Annotated in this window: 16 protein-coding genes; 3 read left to right on the plus strand and 13 right to left on the minus strand. The window is 45.7% G+C overall.

Going from position 1 to position 16,297, the window contains the following annotated elements; translation table 11 throughout:
- From ACSQ8O_RS20535 to ACSQ8O_RS20555, 5 genes are all read right to left on the minus strand, one after another.
- Positions 1-2,211, minus strand: a complete 2,211-nt coding sequence (locus tag ACSQ8O_RS20535; RefSeq protein ID WP_436243170.1) for a SpoIID/LytB domain-containing protein — start codon at positions 2,209-2,211, stop codon at positions 1-3.
- Between the two features lie 167 nt (positions 2,212-2,378).
- Complete coding sequence (ruvB, locus tag ACSQ8O_RS20540) at positions 2,379-3,386, minus strand: Holliday junction branch migration DNA helicase RuvB (protein ID WP_056610400.1); 1,008 nt, start codon at positions 3,384-3,386, stop codon at positions 2,379-2,381.
- A 32-nt stretch (positions 3,387-3,418) separates the two neighbouring features.
- Positions 3,419-4,048, minus strand: a complete 630-nt coding sequence (gene ruvA, locus ACSQ8O_RS20545; RefSeq protein ID WP_056610398.1) for a Holliday junction branch migration protein RuvA — start codon at positions 4,046-4,048, stop codon at positions 3,419-3,421.
- Positions 4,045-4,545: a crossover junction endodeoxyribonuclease RuvC gene (gene ruvC, locus ACSQ8O_RS20550; protein ID WP_056610396.1), complete on the minus strand. Its 501-nt coding sequence runs from the start codon at positions 4,543-4,545 to the stop codon at positions 4,045-4,047. Before ruvC ends, ruvA begins: the two co-directional genes overlap by 4 nt.
- Positions 4,546-4,679: 134 nt before the next feature.
- Positions 4,680-5,342 carry a BofC C-terminal domain-containing protein gene (locus tag ACSQ8O_RS20555; protein ID WP_436243171.1) on the minus strand — a complete coding sequence of 221 codons (663 nt, stop codon included), beginning with the start codon at positions 5,340-5,342 and terminating at the stop codon, positions 4,680-4,682.
- Between the two features lie 76 nt (positions 5,343-5,418).
- Here ACSQ8O_RS20555 and ACSQ8O_RS20560 point away from each other — a divergent pair, with 76 nt between their 5' ends.
- Both ACSQ8O_RS20560 and sigW read left to right on the plus strand, forming a co-directional pair.
- Positions 5,419-5,616 carry a hypothetical protein gene (locus ACSQ8O_RS20560; RefSeq protein WP_436243172.1) on the plus strand — a complete coding sequence of 66 codons (198 nt, stop codon included), beginning with the start codon at positions 5,419-5,421 and terminating at the stop codon, positions 5,614-5,616.
- A 206-nt stretch (positions 5,617-5,822) separates the two neighbouring features.
- Positions 5,823-6,434 carry an RNA polymerase sigma factor SigW gene (sigW, locus tag ACSQ8O_RS20565; protein ID WP_056610392.1) on the plus strand — a complete coding sequence of 204 codons (612 nt, stop codon included), beginning with the start codon at positions 5,823-5,825 and terminating at the stop codon, positions 6,432-6,434.
- Positions 6,435-6,505: 71 nt separating this feature from the next.
- Here the strand turns inward: sigW and ACSQ8O_RS20570 are convergent, their stop codons facing one another.
- The 5 genes from ACSQ8O_RS20570 to ACSQ8O_RS20590 all read right to left on the minus strand — a co-directional run bounded on the left by ACSQ8O_RS20570 (position 6,506) and on the right by ACSQ8O_RS20590 (position 11,748).
- Complete coding sequence (locus ACSQ8O_RS20570; RefSeq protein ID WP_436243173.1) at positions 6,506-7,771, minus strand: LysM peptidoglycan-binding domain-containing protein; 1,266 nt, start codon at positions 7,769-7,771, stop codon at positions 6,506-6,508.
- Between the two features lie 198 nt (positions 7,772-7,969).
- Positions 7,970-8,836: a prephenate dehydratase gene (gene pheA, locus ACSQ8O_RS20575; RefSeq protein ID WP_436243174.1), complete on the minus strand. Its 867-nt coding sequence runs from the start codon at positions 8,834-8,836 to the stop codon at positions 7,970-7,972.
- The gene (gene thrB, locus ACSQ8O_RS20580) at positions 8,833-9,810 is read right to left on the minus strand and encodes a homoserine kinase (protein ID WP_436243175.1); all 978 of its coding nucleotides are present in this window, start codon (positions 9,808-9,810) and stop codon (positions 8,833-8,835) included. The genes pheA and thrB overlap by 4 nt, the downstream gene beginning before the upstream one ends.
- 169 nt (positions 9,811-9,979) lie before the next feature.
- Complete coding sequence (locus tag ACSQ8O_RS20585; RefSeq protein ID WP_056610385.1) at positions 9,980-11,266, minus strand: homoserine dehydrogenase; 1,287 nt, start codon at positions 11,264-11,266, stop codon at positions 9,980-9,982.
- A 29-nt stretch (positions 11,267-11,295) separates the two neighbouring features.
- Positions 11,296-11,748 (minus strand): ACT domain-containing protein, encoded by a 453-nt coding sequence (locus tag ACSQ8O_RS20590; protein ID WP_056610603.1) that lies wholly within the window; start codon positions 11,746-11,748, stop codon positions 11,296-11,298.
- A gap of 197 nt (positions 11,749-11,945) precedes the next feature.
- Here ACSQ8O_RS20590 and ACSQ8O_RS20595 point away from each other — a divergent pair, with 197 nt between their 5' ends.
- Positions 11,946-12,455: an NUDIX domain-containing protein gene (locus ACSQ8O_RS20595; RefSeq protein WP_436243176.1), complete on the plus strand. Its 510-nt coding sequence runs from the start codon at positions 11,946-11,948 to the stop codon at positions 12,453-12,455.
- A 65-nt stretch (positions 12,456-12,520) separates the two neighbouring features.
- Here the strand turns inward: ACSQ8O_RS20595 and ACSQ8O_RS20600 are convergent, their stop codons facing one another.
- From ACSQ8O_RS20600 to obgE, 3 genes are all read right to left on the minus strand, one after another.
- Positions 12,521-13,501 carry a C40 family peptidase gene (locus tag ACSQ8O_RS20600; RefSeq protein ID WP_056610381.1) on the minus strand — a complete coding sequence of 327 codons (981 nt, stop codon included), beginning with the start codon at positions 13,499-13,501 and terminating at the stop codon, positions 12,521-12,523.
- Positions 13,502-13,752: 251 nt separating this feature from the next.
- Positions 13,753-14,826 (minus strand): anthranilate phosphoribosyltransferase, encoded by a 1,074-nt coding sequence (locus tag ACSQ8O_RS20605; RefSeq protein WP_436243177.1) that lies wholly within the window; start codon positions 14,824-14,826, stop codon positions 13,753-13,755.
- A 163-nt stretch (positions 14,827-14,989) separates the two neighbouring features.
- A complete protein-coding gene (gene obgE, locus ACSQ8O_RS20610) occupies positions 14,990-16,294 on the minus strand; it encodes a GTPase ObgE (protein WP_056610376.1) in 1,305 nt (434 codons plus the stop codon).
- Positions 16,295-16,297 lie beyond the last annotated feature (3 nt).

A 16,297-nucleotide genomic window follows, 5' to 3' on the forward strand; every position in this document is an offset into this window, starting at 1 on the left:
TCATTCCTTCGTTATGTTGACTCCAGTAAAGTACGTCTGAAGTATTTTTTTGTAATCGTAGCCCTTCTCTGCAAAGCCTTTTGCCCCCCACTGCGACATGCCCACGCCATGGCCAAAACCTTTTCCACGGAAAATAATTTGATTTCCTTGTAGGGCAGTTGAGCCCTTAGGTGGGATGCTAGATGACACTGTGCCTGTCAACACGGGCTTACTTATGCCCGTACTGCTTAGTGTCATTAAATCCGTTTTCTTCACAGCTGTTGGCTGTGTTTGTTTCCCGGATAGCACATAGACGCTGTCTGATGGTGAACTGCTCGAAACCACACCTGAGCCGCTCAAAATCGCAATGCTGGTTCCGCTTGAAACAGATGAGCTAGTATCAGTATAACTGCCTGCTCCTTCTATTTCAAACAGCGTACTCGGTAAACCACCCAGTACACCTCGAATAGCATCCGGATTGTCCACCTTCACGACAACACCGTTAGCCTTCAACTCGATTGCTCGGCCTGACGGGCCTCTCTTGGAAACTTCCAGTGAAGTCAACTCACCGTTGATGGGAATCTTAGCAGCTTCAAGTTTACTCTTGATTTCACTTAAGCTATAAGGACCTCTTATCCAAGAGTAAGCATTCGATTCTCTTTCTTGACCAAGAATGACAACTTTTTCCTTGGTTGCCAGTTTAGCAATGGCAGGATTCGCAACATTATCCACATAAGGTGCTAACCGTACGTTAACATCTGCCTCTGTAGCTTCGTAAATAGCTTTTCCTGCCTTGTCCTTCTGTCCACTATCCTTCACATACATGCTATGTACAAAACCGATTCTGCCGTCTGTCAGTTGAATCTGATACCAAATGGCTTTGCCCTGCTCAGCGCCTTCATCCGGGCTAGCAACGCTTCGCAAATAATCAACCGAATTGCCCCAAGCCTCCGTAGAATCTGCTGTCATTCCACCCGCATTAGAAGCAAATACAGGTGAAATCAAGCCTCGCTTATTCGAGATCACTTCATCCTTCGTTGCATCAACCGCTAGGTTGCCAGCAGTAAATTCTTTATCCAAGCCATAGTAAGCCTGTTCAAGCGTTGTATCCGTAACTTGAGCAATCTCATACTTATTTCCTTGAACGATCGCATAAGTACGCGCAGCTACAGCTTGAGCCTTCAGCGCTTCTGCTGGCCATTGCGAATTAAGCTCTGCACCAATAACGCCATATAAATATTGCTCCATAGGAACTTCATTGACTAATGCCAATCGATCGTGATACGTGCTTATTTCCATGTCGCCACGGAAACTGCGGTCCATGCGTTCTTTCACAGCGATGCCTTGCTTCTTAGGATGAATCACTGTTTTCTGCTCACCAACAGCAGTCACATAATGCGCCACAGCAGCTGCGGGATTGCTTGAGGTGGTTACATCCGACCTGCGGATCAAGTAGGCTGCCTTCGTATTCGCTGGTTGGAGAGGCGTATTGGGTGCAGCTTTCAGTGCAGCTTGCTTCACTAACTCAAGCTTGGCATCCGTTGCCTCGCTTCCTAACCAAACACTATAGGCCACATTGCCGGCCACATCCGCCTGTAAAACCAAATCAGCTTGGACACCAGCCCCCGAGTACACGGCGATTTGCTGCTGTGCTGCGGCTTCTGATGCATACATCCCCGCACTCCAATGAAGCGGACCACTGACCACAGGTGCAACCGATTTCGTTAAAGCAGCAACTGTAGGGTCCTTCAATGCCCCAGCTGCTGCATTTTCGGCTTCAGCCTGCGTGGGCAAATTCCCGTAATACACTTGATACACCATTTTACCAAGCTTTGTACGACTTAACACGAAGCTTTCCTCTGCCATTATTGCCAGTTTGCCGTTCAAGGTCCTGGCCGTAGTGAAGTCTGACGTTTCCAGCATCATCATACTATACTGATCTAATGACATTCGAATCGTTGTATCCGGAATGGAAGCCCATGGCTTCGCCTCCGTATTCGCTGAGCTCCGCACGCCAATATCAAATCCACCTGGGGATGAAAGTGAAACTAGCGGTTCAATCTTTTTATATTTGGCAGCATTAATGACAAGGGCAACACGAATCTGATCCAAATGCTTAATCCCATCGGCATTCGCTTCGGATCCTCCGTATAAAGTGGCTGTAAACGTTAGTGCTGCTGCCGTTATGATGGCAATTCGCTTTGGGTTAACTAGCTGATGTCTTCCAAACATAAAGGTATCGTATCCTTTCTTACGCTATCATCTAGTAATGTAGACTCTAGCAAGAGACAGAAGTTTTGTTTATTCGCTGAAAAAAGACAAAAAAAGCTCTTGCCCGCCCTTCTAGCAGCGGCAAAAGCTTACAATTGTCATTTCATGATGGCTGATCTTTAACTAATTTAACGTTGCTCCGGTACAGGTAACCCGAGGTGGTGGTAAGCTTGCGGCGTCACAGTCCGCCCTCTAGGCGTACGCTGCATAAAACCAATTTGAAGCAAATACGGCTCATAGACGTCTTCAATGGTTTGGCTTTCTTCACCGATGGTTGCAGCGATCGTTTCAAGCCCGACAGGGCCCCCTTGGAAGCTCTGAATAATCGCCCGCAGCATCTTATGGTCAATTTCATCCAATCCCAGATCATCCACTTGCAGGAGTCTTAGCGACTCCTTCGCAAGCTCCATGGTGATGATGCCGTCGCCCCTCACCTGTGCAAAATCGCGCACCCGCTTCAGCAATCGGTTCGCGATACGCGGAGTCCCGCGCGAACGCATGCCGATCTCGCGTGCAGCATCACCAACGATGCCGACCTGCAAGATGTCGGCTGTCCGGCTGACGATGTAGCTGAGCTCATCGACCGTGTAGAACTCTAACCGACTGACGACCCCAAATCTGTCGCGTAGAGGCGCAGAGAGCAGCCCAACGCGTGTCGTGGCGCCGATCAAGGTAAATGGCGGCAGGTCGAGACGCACAGAGCGTGCGCTTGGCCCCTTGCCGATGATAATGTCAAGGGCAAAATCCTCCATCGCTGGGTACAGCACCTCTTCCACCGTCCGGTGGAGTCGGTGGATCTCATCGATGAAGAGCACATCCCCCTCCTGTAAATTCGTCAGGATGGCAGCAAGATCTCCAGGCCGCTCGATGGCAGGCCCGGAGGTTGTACGAATATTCACGCCAAGTTCATTGGCGATAATGTTGGAGAGCGTTGTTTTACCGAGTCCAGGCGGCCCGTACAGAAGTACATGATCCAGGGCTTCTTTCCTCATTTTTGCAGCTTCAATATAGATCTTGAGGTTCTCCTTCGCCTGTTTCTGGCCGATATATTCAGCCAAAAAACGTGGACGCAGACTATATTCGACCACATTGTCTTCCATCATAAAATTAGCCGATATGATCCGCTCATTGTCCATGGTGCCCCTCCTTCCTTTGCACATTCAGTTGCTTACATGGTGAATAAAGCTTGCAAAGCAAGCTTTACCAGCACATCAACAGAATCCGATGGCCCAGCTTTAGGCTTCACTTGCAGCCATGCACGATCAACTTCTGCTTCCGTATAACCAAGTGTCATCAAGGCTTCCTTCGCTTCACTCCAAGGCAGTCCGCCTTCCGTTAATTGTGCCGATCCGACAACACTTAATGCGACAGCAGCCTCTGGACTAGAGAAGCTCACAGAACCTAGCTTATCTTTCAAGTCTAGAATAATCCGTTGGGCTGTTTTCTTCCCGATCCCAGGAAGCTTGGTTAGAAACGCCAAATTTTCTTGACTTATCGCTAGTATGACCGCTTCAGGTCTTCCACCTGCTGCTAGAATGCCGAGCGCTACTTTGGGACCAATTCCACTAACATCCAGCAATAAGCGGAATAAAGACTGTTCATCGCGCGTAATAAAGCCAAACAGGAGATGAGCATCTTCCCTTACATGATAATGGATGAACATCGTGACATCTTCATTCTCTTTATGCGAAAGCGCATAAGGGTTCGGGCAAAAAACACGATAGCCCACGCCATTCACATCGAGAACCGCATAGTCACTTTCACGCAGAGCTACTTTACCTCGTAAGAAATCTATCATCGTTTGACCTCGTTTATTCTAGATTGAAGTGCGGAGGAATGTGCATGACAAATAGCGATAGCGAGCGCATCAGCGACGTCATCCGGCTTCGGTATTTGGGACAACTTCAACAAAATCTTAACCATCTCCTGCACTTGCTTCTTCTCTGCATTCCCATAACCTACCACGGCTTGTTTGACTTGAAGTGGTGTATATTCAGCAATCGGCAGCCCAGCCTGCACGCCCGCAAGAATCATTACACCTCGCGCCTGGCCTACGGTGAATGCCGTTGTTACATTTCGATTAAAAAATAGTTTCTCAATGGACATCACATCTGGTTTATATTTCTCTATCAATTGTACTGTAGCGTCATAGACATCCTTCAATCGGATACCTGGATCCGTGTGTGCTTCCGTTTGAATCGAACCATATTGTACCGGAACTAGTTTACTGCCGATTTTATCAATAAAGCCAAAGCCTACGATCGCGATCCCTGGATCAATCCCTAGAATACGCAAAGTATTTCTCTCCCATCTTTTTAAAAAAAGCGAACATATGTAGTCATTTCCATTATAGCAGATAACAAAAAAAAGAGATAGACTCGGGAGTTCCCGAAACTATCTCTTGGGCTTTATCTATGGTATTGTGTGAACTAAGGACGTGACATTGCACCTTCACTAACTTCTATGGCATAATCGCTGAACGTTGATAATACGCTATTATACTCCTCTATATCCGTTACTCGAATTCCTTCGTGGAGTTGTGCCACTGTATCTCTTGGTAAACTGCTTTCTAACTGCTGAATATTGAGTTGGAAAAAGGTGCGAATAATGTGATTGTTTGCAGGAGTCCCATTGAATAACGACAAATTGCTGCTGCCGTCTATTCCGAATACTGCTTTTTCTTTGCAGTCTGGAGATAAATCTTCAATGTTTTCCGTAAAAACAACCTCGCCTGTCTCTTGAATGCTTAACTGCCAACTAGGGTGTTGTTTCTGCAGTGAGAGTAGTTCTTGTGACGTATGCGAACCCAATTGACTGCGTTCTTCTCCACAAACATAGGACTTGAGCAAATAGCTTTCTCTGCGATCGGAAATGGCTTGCAACAATTTCGTTGCTTCCTGAAGACGTACGTCTTCTTCTGGTGTTAAACCAGCAATGGTCGCGCGACTGGCAACTTTCGTGCTATACGGGGCATCATCACCAAATACGGACCAGGTAACCATAGCAACCAGAACGAATACCCCTAAGGTCAACCAACTTCGCTTCCAGCGTAATCTCTTTTTCAATTGCTTCAAGAACCGATGTACAATCACGTTATCCCCTTCTTCTTGTTTTTTCGTATTGTTTCCATTTGCAAGAAGCACTATACATCATTTACCATAGAAGTGAATGAAACCAATCAAGACGGATGGTGAATTTACCATGAACGGAAGAAAGCCAATTAAACGCACAACTCTCCTCATTATCGGCGTCGTTATATTGTGGGGAAGTGTAGCTTTATGGAACGAAATCCATAAAATTGGAACAGGCAACTCGAATACGAACACAACCTCTGTCTCCCATTCCAATCCAAGTCCTCGTAGCTAATGTCACGAAACTTACATGATTTCGGTAACAATTGGTTATAATCGTACTCTCGCACTCATTTGAATTTGACTGTAGCCACAGAAATGATATAGTCAAAGATAGATAAAAACTCTCATAGGCATACAGGAATGACGATATATATGATATAAGCAAATGAGACTGGTCTAAACCTTTTTCTAAACGACAACTCTAAGGAGGGAAACATCATGAATGTGGCAGAACTTCAATTAATTCAATTATCCAGACGAGGCGATCGCAACGCTTTCGTGGAGTTAGTCGAGCTCTATCGTAGCAAAATACAAAAGCTTGCGTTTAAGATGCTGCATAACCGTCCTGATTCTGAGGATATTGTGCAAGAAACCTTTATCCGCGTCTATTTGAATTTAAACCACTTTGATGAAAGCCAGAATTTCTCAACCTGGATTTATCGGATCGGAAAAAACGTTGCCATCGATTTGCTGCGTAAAAAAAGGCCTGTTCAATCCCTCGACGCGGAGCTAAATGATTTTGATGATGATTACAGCTATTACAGTAAGCTTGCCAGTCAAGATCAATCGCCAGAGCATGCGGTACTTCAAACCGAAATTCAAGAGCATATGCACGCATCCATCAACAAATTAGCAGACAAATATAAAGGTATTATTACGCTGTACTATCTTGAGGAGCTTTCTCTTCAAGAAATTAGCGAGCGTCTGAACCTGCCGATTACGACGGTGAAAACTCGTTTGCACCGGGGGCGTGAGCTTCTTCGCAAAAAATGGGGAATGAATTTCGTTATTGGTTTAATGACCTTCTTCACATTAGGCATGATCGCTTGATTTCCCTGCAGAATAGGAATAAGCCACAAACCACGATATCCATCGTGATTTGTGGCTTATTTTTTTGAATCTTAAAAATTCATCCACGGTCCGTTCGATTTGCTCGGTTCCCGCTTCTCTATGCCCCGTTCTTGTTGCTGTAAGAACGCACTCAAGGCTGAGGCTCCTGATAATTTTACTTTTCGTGTTGTGCGGCTTCCGCTTGTTTTGGGTTTAACTGATTTTTGCTTGTCGCGAATGTCAATGTCAATTTCCGCTTGCGTATCTGTAACCTGCTTTAGTTCATGGGTATGAACTTGCGGCAACAAAGATGTTTCTTCATAAGGAGCGTGCTGGCCTGCACCCGCATAAGGAATACCATAAGGATCATGTTGGAACGCATATTGTTGCGCCATAAGATGATCATACGGCATTGGAGGTGGATAAAAGGCAGGCATTACCTGCATCTCCTGTGACGCATTGTCCCAAGGGTTCCCCATAGGAACATTCCCGTAATGGGCTGGATAATTCATCCAAGGGTGCTCATTCATAGAAGGTCCGCCACACCCGCATCCCTCATCGACTACAGTGACTGGGGCTACCATCGACGGAAGCTGCACACACGGCTCTTCCTGATACGGAGGATACGCCGGAAGCGTCATTGCCTCATGCTGCTGCTCAGGGTAAGCAAAGACTTCTGTGGCAGTAATATGAAATTGCTGGAACGGATGTACCGCTTGCCCATAGGGTTGATGGAGTTCATGATCTTCCATGACTGGAGCTGGAATAAACGGCGCCGGCTGCGTTATTTGTGGTACGGCTGGAACCGTTTCCCCCGTAGATAACGGAGGTGCTTCTACGACAGGTTGTTGTTGTGGGCTAGCAATAATTGGCTGCTGATAAGCATCTGTTGGTGGCATTGGCTCAGTCATTGGCACGGGAGCAAACGGCTCTGTGCTAAGCTTTGATGGATTGTGGTGCGTGTGGTGCATGCCATGCTGATTACTATGCGTATGTCCATGCTGCATTTTGGGGACAAAAACCACATCCCCCGTCATAAGTACATTTGGATTCTTAAGGTGTGCATTCGCTTTAATCATTGCTTGCAGTGGCACATCCCACGCTTTTCCTAGCTTCCATAAACTGTCACCTTGTTGTACAACATGCTTATAAACATAATCAGATGCAGGTGGTTCAACAGGTTTAACTGTAGATGGAATTTTCACTTTCATCCCAATCTCAATCTGATTTGGATCAGCTATTTGCGGATTGAGTGCAATAATCTGGTCTAGGGTGGTGTTGTATTTTTTTGCGAGCTCGTACAGGGTATCGCCTTTTTTGACAATATGGATTTTCAAAACCCTACCTCCTTAAAGTTTTCTACAGAAAACTGGCTTGTAAGCATCTCCTTCGCGTTTCTCTTCCAATCGCCATAAACTTGGCCGCGTCAGCATCGCTTATTCACAATAATGATATTACAGTTTATGCACGTTCCTAGGCTTTTGCCCCTGTCGCACAAAAAAAATCCCTCACGTCATAAACGCAAGGGATTTTCCTTAGGATCCTATATACGGATAGCTTGGATAACAGCCCAAAATTCGAACCTGACACCCAATTGCTTCGATCTCTTGTATAGCTGAAGGCAGAAGAACAGAGTCCATCGTACCCGCAATATCGATATAGAAATAATAATTGCCAAGCTTCTTCTTCGTCGGTTTCGATTCAATCTTGGAAAGATTAATTCTCCGCCAAGCAAAAGCCGATAGAACTTGGTGCAATGCACCTGGATAATCCTCTGGAAGAGTAACCAAAATCGTCGTCTTCATATCCTCCGACGGCATCAACTCCGACGCTTCTTTACCTACAAGCAAGAAGCGAGTCATGTTATCCTTGTGATCTTGAATCTCACGTTGCAACATCGGCACACCATAGTTCGCCGAGGCAATGGCCGTCCCAATCGCAGCAATTGTCGGGTCCTGAAGCGTAGACACGATGCGTACTCCTTCAGCCGTAGAGCTTACTTGTTCAAACTCGGCCTCACGTAAATATTGCTTCATAAATTGATTGCATTGTGCAGGTACAACTTGATGAGAGAGTACCTTGCGAATATGACGATAGGGATTCAATGCGTCAACTTCTGTATCGGGATTGGGGTAACCAATCAGATTCATATCGATCGGAAATACCCATTCTGCTCGAATCGGAAGATCAACTTCATGAACGAGCCAATCCACGTGGAGATGGACAGAGCCTTCTAGCGTATTCTCAATCGGTATCACACTTAAATCGGTTTCACCCGATGCCGTTGCGTTGAAAACCTCAGAGATCAGCTTGTACGAGACATACGTAAAATTCTCACCTAGAAAGTGACGTGTAGCTTCTTCCGAGAACGTACTGGGTCCAAGAATCGCAACTTTCTTCATGCCAGCACCTCATTTTCCACCAAGGATAGAAGACTCTCATCTCCGCTATGAAGGACTGTCGTCGTCACACCTTCTTGGCTCGGTTTCAGCCATAGAAGCTGGGCTTCAATGCCTTCCTTCGCCAACGTATCTTGAAGGAACATCTCTAGCTCCGTCTTCTTCTTACTGCGTGCATCGACCAGTGCTAACATGGTTGGTCCCGCCCCGCTCAAAGCAACACCAAGCGCACCATGGTCTTCACATTCATTCAATAGTGTCTTCATGCCAGGGATAAGTGCCGCGCGATAAGGCTGATGCAATCTGTCCTTCATCGCAAGACGAATCATCTCAAGGTTCCCCGTGCTCAAGGCAGCAACAAGTAACGAGGAGTGACTAAGATTGAACACCGCATCCTTCATCGTTACATGCTGCGGCATAACGCCTCTCGCCTTTTCGGTCGATAGCTGGAAGGCTGGTATCGCCACCAACACCTCCAAATTGTGATGGGGCTCAATCCGAATGGACTCTGCTCTCACTTCGTCCCAGAACGCAACGACAATGCCGCCATATAGACTTGCACCCACATTATCAGGGTGCTTCTCTAGCCGCGAAGCGATTTGAAACAGCTCATAGGTTGAGAATCGATTCCCAATAAGCGCGTTCGCACCTGCAAGCGCCCCTACGATTGCCGAAGCACTGCTTCCTAAACCACGCGTAAGTGGAATTTCACTATACATAGAAATCTCAAGTTCTGGATGCGAAACATCAGCTTTATCAAACACCATTTGAGCTACTTTATAAATTAAATTCGATTTATCCGTAGGAATTCCACTCATCTGATCGCCGATCAATTGAATTCTTGTCTGATCAGAGATCGCCATATCAATCCAAGCATATAAGTTCAAGGCCATCCCCAAGGAGTCAAAGCCGGGACCTAGATTCGCTGTGCTTGCCGGTACTTTCACCCTTACCTTTTGTTCTGTCTTGTAGCTCATTTCGAAATTGCGCCTCTCTTCACTCAAAATAAACGGCTACGCCGTCCTTTGGGGACGGGAGCGTTTTATGGAGAAATATAGCCCGAATAATTATGTGAAACATATGAATTCCTATATTTTAAAATAAACGTCTAACGCACTCCTCCTAGGACGAGTGCGCTGCCGATTGCTAGCCTTCTACACGATACACGCTCTTAATCGCATGGATAACATCCATGGATTCGAATTGATTCAATACATTTTTCATGCTCGCTTGATTAGCGTCATGTGTAATAATGATGATTTCAGCTTTCGGGTTCGATTTATTCGGATGTTGGAAGACTGATTCCAAGCTAACCTCATGCTCTGCGAAAATTTGTGTAATTTGGGCAAGCACGCCTGCTTTGTCTTCAACATGAAGTAAGATGAAGTTTTTGGAAGCAATTTGTTCGTCCGTTTTAAGTTTCTTCTCTTTGTAAGGAGCTTGTACAGTACGTCCATTAATACCTAATTTCAAGTTGCGTACAACAGCCACTAGATCAGCTACAACGGATGTTGCTGTAGGAAGCTCACCTGCACCCGCACCGTAGAACATCGTTTCACCAACCGCTTCACCAGTCACATAAACGGCATTGAATACACCATTTACGGAAGCTAGTGGATGCGAGTTTTTGACCATAGTCGGTTGAACGCTGACAGAGATATGGCCATCATGATTCTCGGCAATACCAAGCAATTTTACTTCATAGCCTAACTTTTTACCGTACTGGATATCTTCCTTCGTTACTTTGGAAATACCTTTCGCTTCCACATCGCTCAAAGCGACATTGGCATGAAAACCAAGCGTCGATAAGATCGTCATTTTGCGAGCCGCATCTAAGCCCTCAACATCCGAAGTAGGGTCCGCTTCTGCATAGCCTAATTCCTGTGCTTCTTTCAACACATCGGCATAAGCAGCGCCTTCTTGACTCATTTTAGTTAAAATGTAGTTCGTCGTGCCGTTCACAATCCCCATAATCTTCGTGATGCGATCGGAGGAGAAACCTTCAACAAGTGCACGAATAATCGGAATTCCGCCTGCAACACTCGCTTCATAAAAGACATCGCAATTATTTTCAGCGGCTTTGGCCAAAATTTCAGCCCCATGCATCGCCATTAGATCCTTATTCGCTGTAATGATGTGTTTGCCGTTCCCAAGTGCTGTTAGAATGTGGGCTTTCGTTGCTTCAACGCCACCCATCACTTCAACAACGATATCGATGTCGCTATCGCCAATGACGTCCCAGACGTTCTCTGTAAGCTTATCTGCATCAACAGAAATGTTGCGATGTTTGGACTTATCTTGTACAAGAATTTTTGCAATTTCAATAGCTGAACCTGTTTGACGTTGCAAATCTTCTTGATGGCCTTCAACAATACGTACGACACCTGTCCCTACAGTTCCTAATCCTAGTAAACCAACCTTGATGGGTTTCATTTCATTACCTCCTGAATTGTATGCTAATCTTAACTGCCTTGACCGATGACCATGGCACGCTTGACTCCGTCTTGCGCTCCTAAGCGATCCACAATTTCCCGGATCTCCTCGCCCATGGATGAAATTTCTAAAGATATAACGACATTCGCCATACCTTGTAATGGAATCGTTTGGTGGATGGTCAACACATTGCCATCCAAATTGGCGATGAGTGCGAGTACGCGGGACAATATCCCGGATCTATGCTCCAAATCCATTGAAATTGTAATTATGCGTTCGCGCTCTAGCTTGCTAAGTGGATGAATGCCATCTTTATACTTATAGAAGGCGCTTCTGCTCAGCCCAACTTGTTCGACAGCATCGTGAATCGTCTTCACTTCACCCCGTGCAAGTAACTCCTTGGCCTGTGCTGTCTTCAGAACACCTTCTGGAAGAATGTCCTCGCGGACTAAGTAGTACCTCTCAGGTCCGATGTGCTTCATGGTTGGAAGAAACTCTTTGCTCTCCGGCACCTAACTACCGTCCTCTCCAAAAAGACTAATGTTTCCCTATAGAGGACATTATATCGAAACATGCCTCGTGAAGCAATAGGCAAAATGCGTCCAAGCATTCGCCTTTGCAGCCCCTTCCTTTTCTATGATAAGCTGAAACGGAACTAACGAAGGGTGGGGATCTCTCCATGATTACATTACGAATGATGTCTACCGCACTTTTATGGAACAAGCATGACGAGCTCCTCATGATGAAACGCGCATTAAACCGCACGCTCTCTCCCGGCTTATGGGCAGCAATTGGCGGTCATCTCGAACCGCATGAAATTAGCCAACCAAGAACGGCTTGCTTTCGTGAGGTTTGGGAAGAAACCGGTATCGAGCAAGACGAGATTCAAGATTTACATCTACAATATGTCTTACTTCGGCTCAATGGCCAAGAAATACGCCAACAGTTTTTCTATGTCGGTAAAACGGATGTGAATCCACGAATCGTTACATCGGAAGGTGAATTGCATTGGATTCACAAAGCAGACGTCCTAGATCGCCCGATGCCCTATATTTTTCGCTGCTTACTCGAACATTATTTCAGCGTGGGCCCTACTTCTCATCCATGGATAGGCTCTGCAGGGATTCAATCAGGGACAGACACACCTACAATACATTGGAATCCCTTATTGGACCCGATGCAAATTTAATCCAACCCCTGACTTGGAAAAGAGCAGACAACGATTTCTCGTTGCCTGCTCTTTTTGTAGCATTCTTATAACGCACTGCCTCCGAATAGAAAGCGATATTCCCAATGCCGATTTGCAATGGAATCAATTCGCACACCGCCACTTTCTTTGGAATACGTTGAAAGTATTTGACCATTGCCTAAATAAATAGCCACATGGGTAATCGTTTGTGCAGACTTATTAATTCCTGCATAGTTGGATTGCGCCGTCCCTTTATAAGACATAAAGAACATCAGATCGCCAACCTTGAGGTTATGCCAGTCCGTTACATTGTGTCCGAGCGACTTCACATACGCACCTTGACCTCTTGAATCAGATGGTAATTTCAGTCCAATTCCGTCCAAGAATGATTGACGTACAAAATCAGAACAATCAAACGTTGAGGTGTTATCACGACTGGACCCATATTCATATGGCGTTCCCATGTATTTCTTGCCTGCTGCTATCACCTTTTGAATCTTTTCGCTTGTTGTCCCACCTGTGTTCGTACCAGGAGATGTGCTTCCACCTGAGGTTGATATGTAGGTAGGACTTGTGCTTATGTATCCTTCACGACCATCTGATGCTTTGACTTTATACCAGTAAGCATTTACTTTCTGGAGGATTTGAACCGTTTCTCCTGCCTTCAGATAACGGATTCGCGTTGCATTCTCATTAGCCGCTGTGCGGAAGCTCACGCTTGCGACGATACGTCCTGTACCCGTTGCAGGTGATGTAGTTTGACCGTTTGCTTTTATGTACTTCGAACTTGTTGAGACATAACCGATTTGACCGTTCGTCACTTGAACTCTATACCAGTAGGCATTCACTTTCTCGATAATAGAAACTGGCTCTCCGGCTTTTAAATAGCGAATACGCGGTGAATTCTCGTCTGGGCTTTGGCGGAAGCTCACACTGCTAACGACTTCACCAGTAGTTGCAGCAGAAGCTGCTTTAGGGAATGGGACTGTGACAGCACCAAATAGTAATGATGGGATAAGGGCAAAAGCAAGTAGTTGTTTCTTCATGAAGTAAGCCTCCTAGCGTTTTGTACTTACGAATCCTAATGACACTAGTAAATGGTAACATATCCATTGATTAAGTTTTAGCTGTAACATCTACCAATTTTCCTACCCCCATAAAATAAACGGCTACTCCATCCTACTTGGACAGGTGCGTTTATCTAAAAATATAGACAAATTATCGTGTGAAACTATATATTCTATATTTCAAAAAAAGCCCCCCATTTTGCTGTCTACTCACAGCTTTTTGGAAGGCCTTAACCTATTTTCGATGAGGAATCGTCACTGTCGGCAAGATCTTGCAGTTTCAAATACTGACTCTGATCAATCCAGCGCTGCATGATTTTCTGCGCTTCTTTCCGCTGTAGTAAAGCTTCGGCAAGCTGAAAGCCCTCTTCGTAGCTATCTACCTTATCAAACCATTTCAATCTTAGCCCCGTATTGAAAATGACGTGATCACGTTCACGTTTGACTTCTGTCCCATCCTCGCCTGCAATAATGCGTTTCACCATCGTAATCTGATCTTCTTTCGCCAAATTTGGTAAAGGTGTACTCGTAAAGCCAAATTTCTGCGGTTCCACACTACGAGACTCATCCCCCCAAGGGGTCACGATCCGGATCATGCTGTTCTCATAGAGTGGTAAATCCTCAGAGCCATCAATGCCGCTGATAATATACGCTTGTTGAAACCCCGAACGCATTGAAATCGGAATCAGGGATTCCATTGCTTTGCGCTGTTGTACACCAATAATTAAGTTCGTCGAAAGCACAGGATTCAATACTTTCTCTATCGTATCGATGACAGTTCGTATACCTAATTGCTCCCTGACCTGCTTCAACCGTCCAATTGGCGGACACAGCTGCTCTGTAGGTAGAAATCCGATATGCAAATGAAATAACATGGATTGCCAAGCCTTCACAGAAAGATGCAAGGAAACACCTAAGCTTTCTACCATCTCTTTCAGTGCTGTCCCTTGGCGGGCCGGAAGCGCATCACCACCTTGCATCACTTGAGTGAACCCCACTGACGCAAGCAGCAAGCTGACGGGCAACGTAACAGGAAATCGCTTTCTCCCTTCCGTAGGCCCGATTGAATTAAGCGAGTTAGGCTGAGTATGATAATTCAAAGAATAGCCGCGATAGACATCAATAAAGGCCATCAACTCGTCATCCGCTTCCCCTTTCATACATAACGCCATTAAAAAGGCTGCGCATTGCGCATCTGTTGAATCTCCTTTCGCCATTTCACCTGCAGCTTCTACAGCTTCATCGTAGGTTAAATTTCGCATTCGCGTCTGATCCGACCCCATCGCTTGAATCCATCTCTTCATCATACTCCTCCTTTCTTAAGTTCATTTCGTGTTATATTAACTTACATAATTTTTGTATTATATCTAAAATGGTAATGCTTTTATTAATACATGTCAAGTATTATGACATTAAATGAGTCGAAATGAAAAAAACACCTATCCCGTTGGGATAAGTGCTCTTGTATTATAAATTATTTTCATCAAACTCGAAGTCAAAGTCACCAATTTGAATCGTTTGTCCATGTACAGCGCCACGTTTACGCAACTCATCATCAATGCCCATGTTACGTAAAATACGAGCAAAACGCGCGATTCCATCTTGGGTCGTAAAATTCGTCCGCTTGATCAATTTCTCAATCGATGGGCTCTCGATAACGAATACATCATTATCACGACGAATCGTGAAGTCATTCTCTTCGCGCTTCTCAAAGCGATATACTTTACGCTCTTCTGTCCCAGCAACTCCTTCGACCTCAGGGGCATTCGGGATGCTTTCCACGATGTCAGAAATCTTATACAGCAACTCTTGAACGCCACCGCGTGTCAATGCCGAAATCGGATAAACGGCATAATCCTTACCATCAGCAGCCAACTGCTCTTTGAACAAGGCCAAGTTATCTTCCGACTCTGGCATGTCCATTTTGTTGGCTACAACGATTTGAGGACGTTGCTCTAACTTCGCATTATAGAGCTTGATTTCTTCATTGATTTTGATGAAATCCTCATAAGGATCACGTCCGTCCGCAGCCGACATATCCACGACATGTACAATTACCCGCGTCCGCTCTACGTGACGTAGGAACTCATGACCCAAACCTACACCTTCGTGAGCACCTTCGATTAAGCCTGGCAAATCTGCCATCACGAAGCTTCTGCCATCCCCAACATCAACTACGCCTAGGTTGGGGGTTAACGTTGTGAAGTGATACGCTGCAATCTTAGGCTTCGCGGCAGAAACGACAGACAATAAAGTTGATTTACCCACGCTCGGGAAACCTACAAGCCCTACGTCAGCCATTACTTTCATTTCTAAGATAACCCAACGTTCTACGCCTTCTTCACCGTTCTCCGCAATCTCAGGAGCTGTCACGCGAGCAGTTGCAAAGCGCGTATTACCTCTTCCGCCTCTACCACCCTTCGCAACGACGACTTCTTGCCCATGACGCGTTAAGTCAGCGATCACTTCTTGCGTGTCATCATCAATAATGGTCGTCCCAGGGGGAATACGAACGATCATATCCTCTGAGTTAGCTCCATGCATCGATTTGTTGCGGCCTTTCTCGCCGCGCTCTGCTTTAAAGTGCTTCTGATAACGGAAATCCATCAATGTCCGTAAGCCTTCGTCCACACGGAAAACAACATCACCACCGTTGCCACCGTCACCACCGGCAGGACCACCTTCCGGTACATACTTCTCCCGACGGAAAGCAACTAAACCGTCACCACCGTCGCCGCCTTTTACAAAAATCTTCGCCTTATCAACAAACATTTC

Source organism: Paenibacillus sp. LjRoot56 (assembly GCF_964253335.1).
GTDB lineage: Bacteria > Bacillota > Bacilli > Paenibacillales > NBRC-103111 > Paenibacillus_E > Paenibacillus_E allorhizoplanae.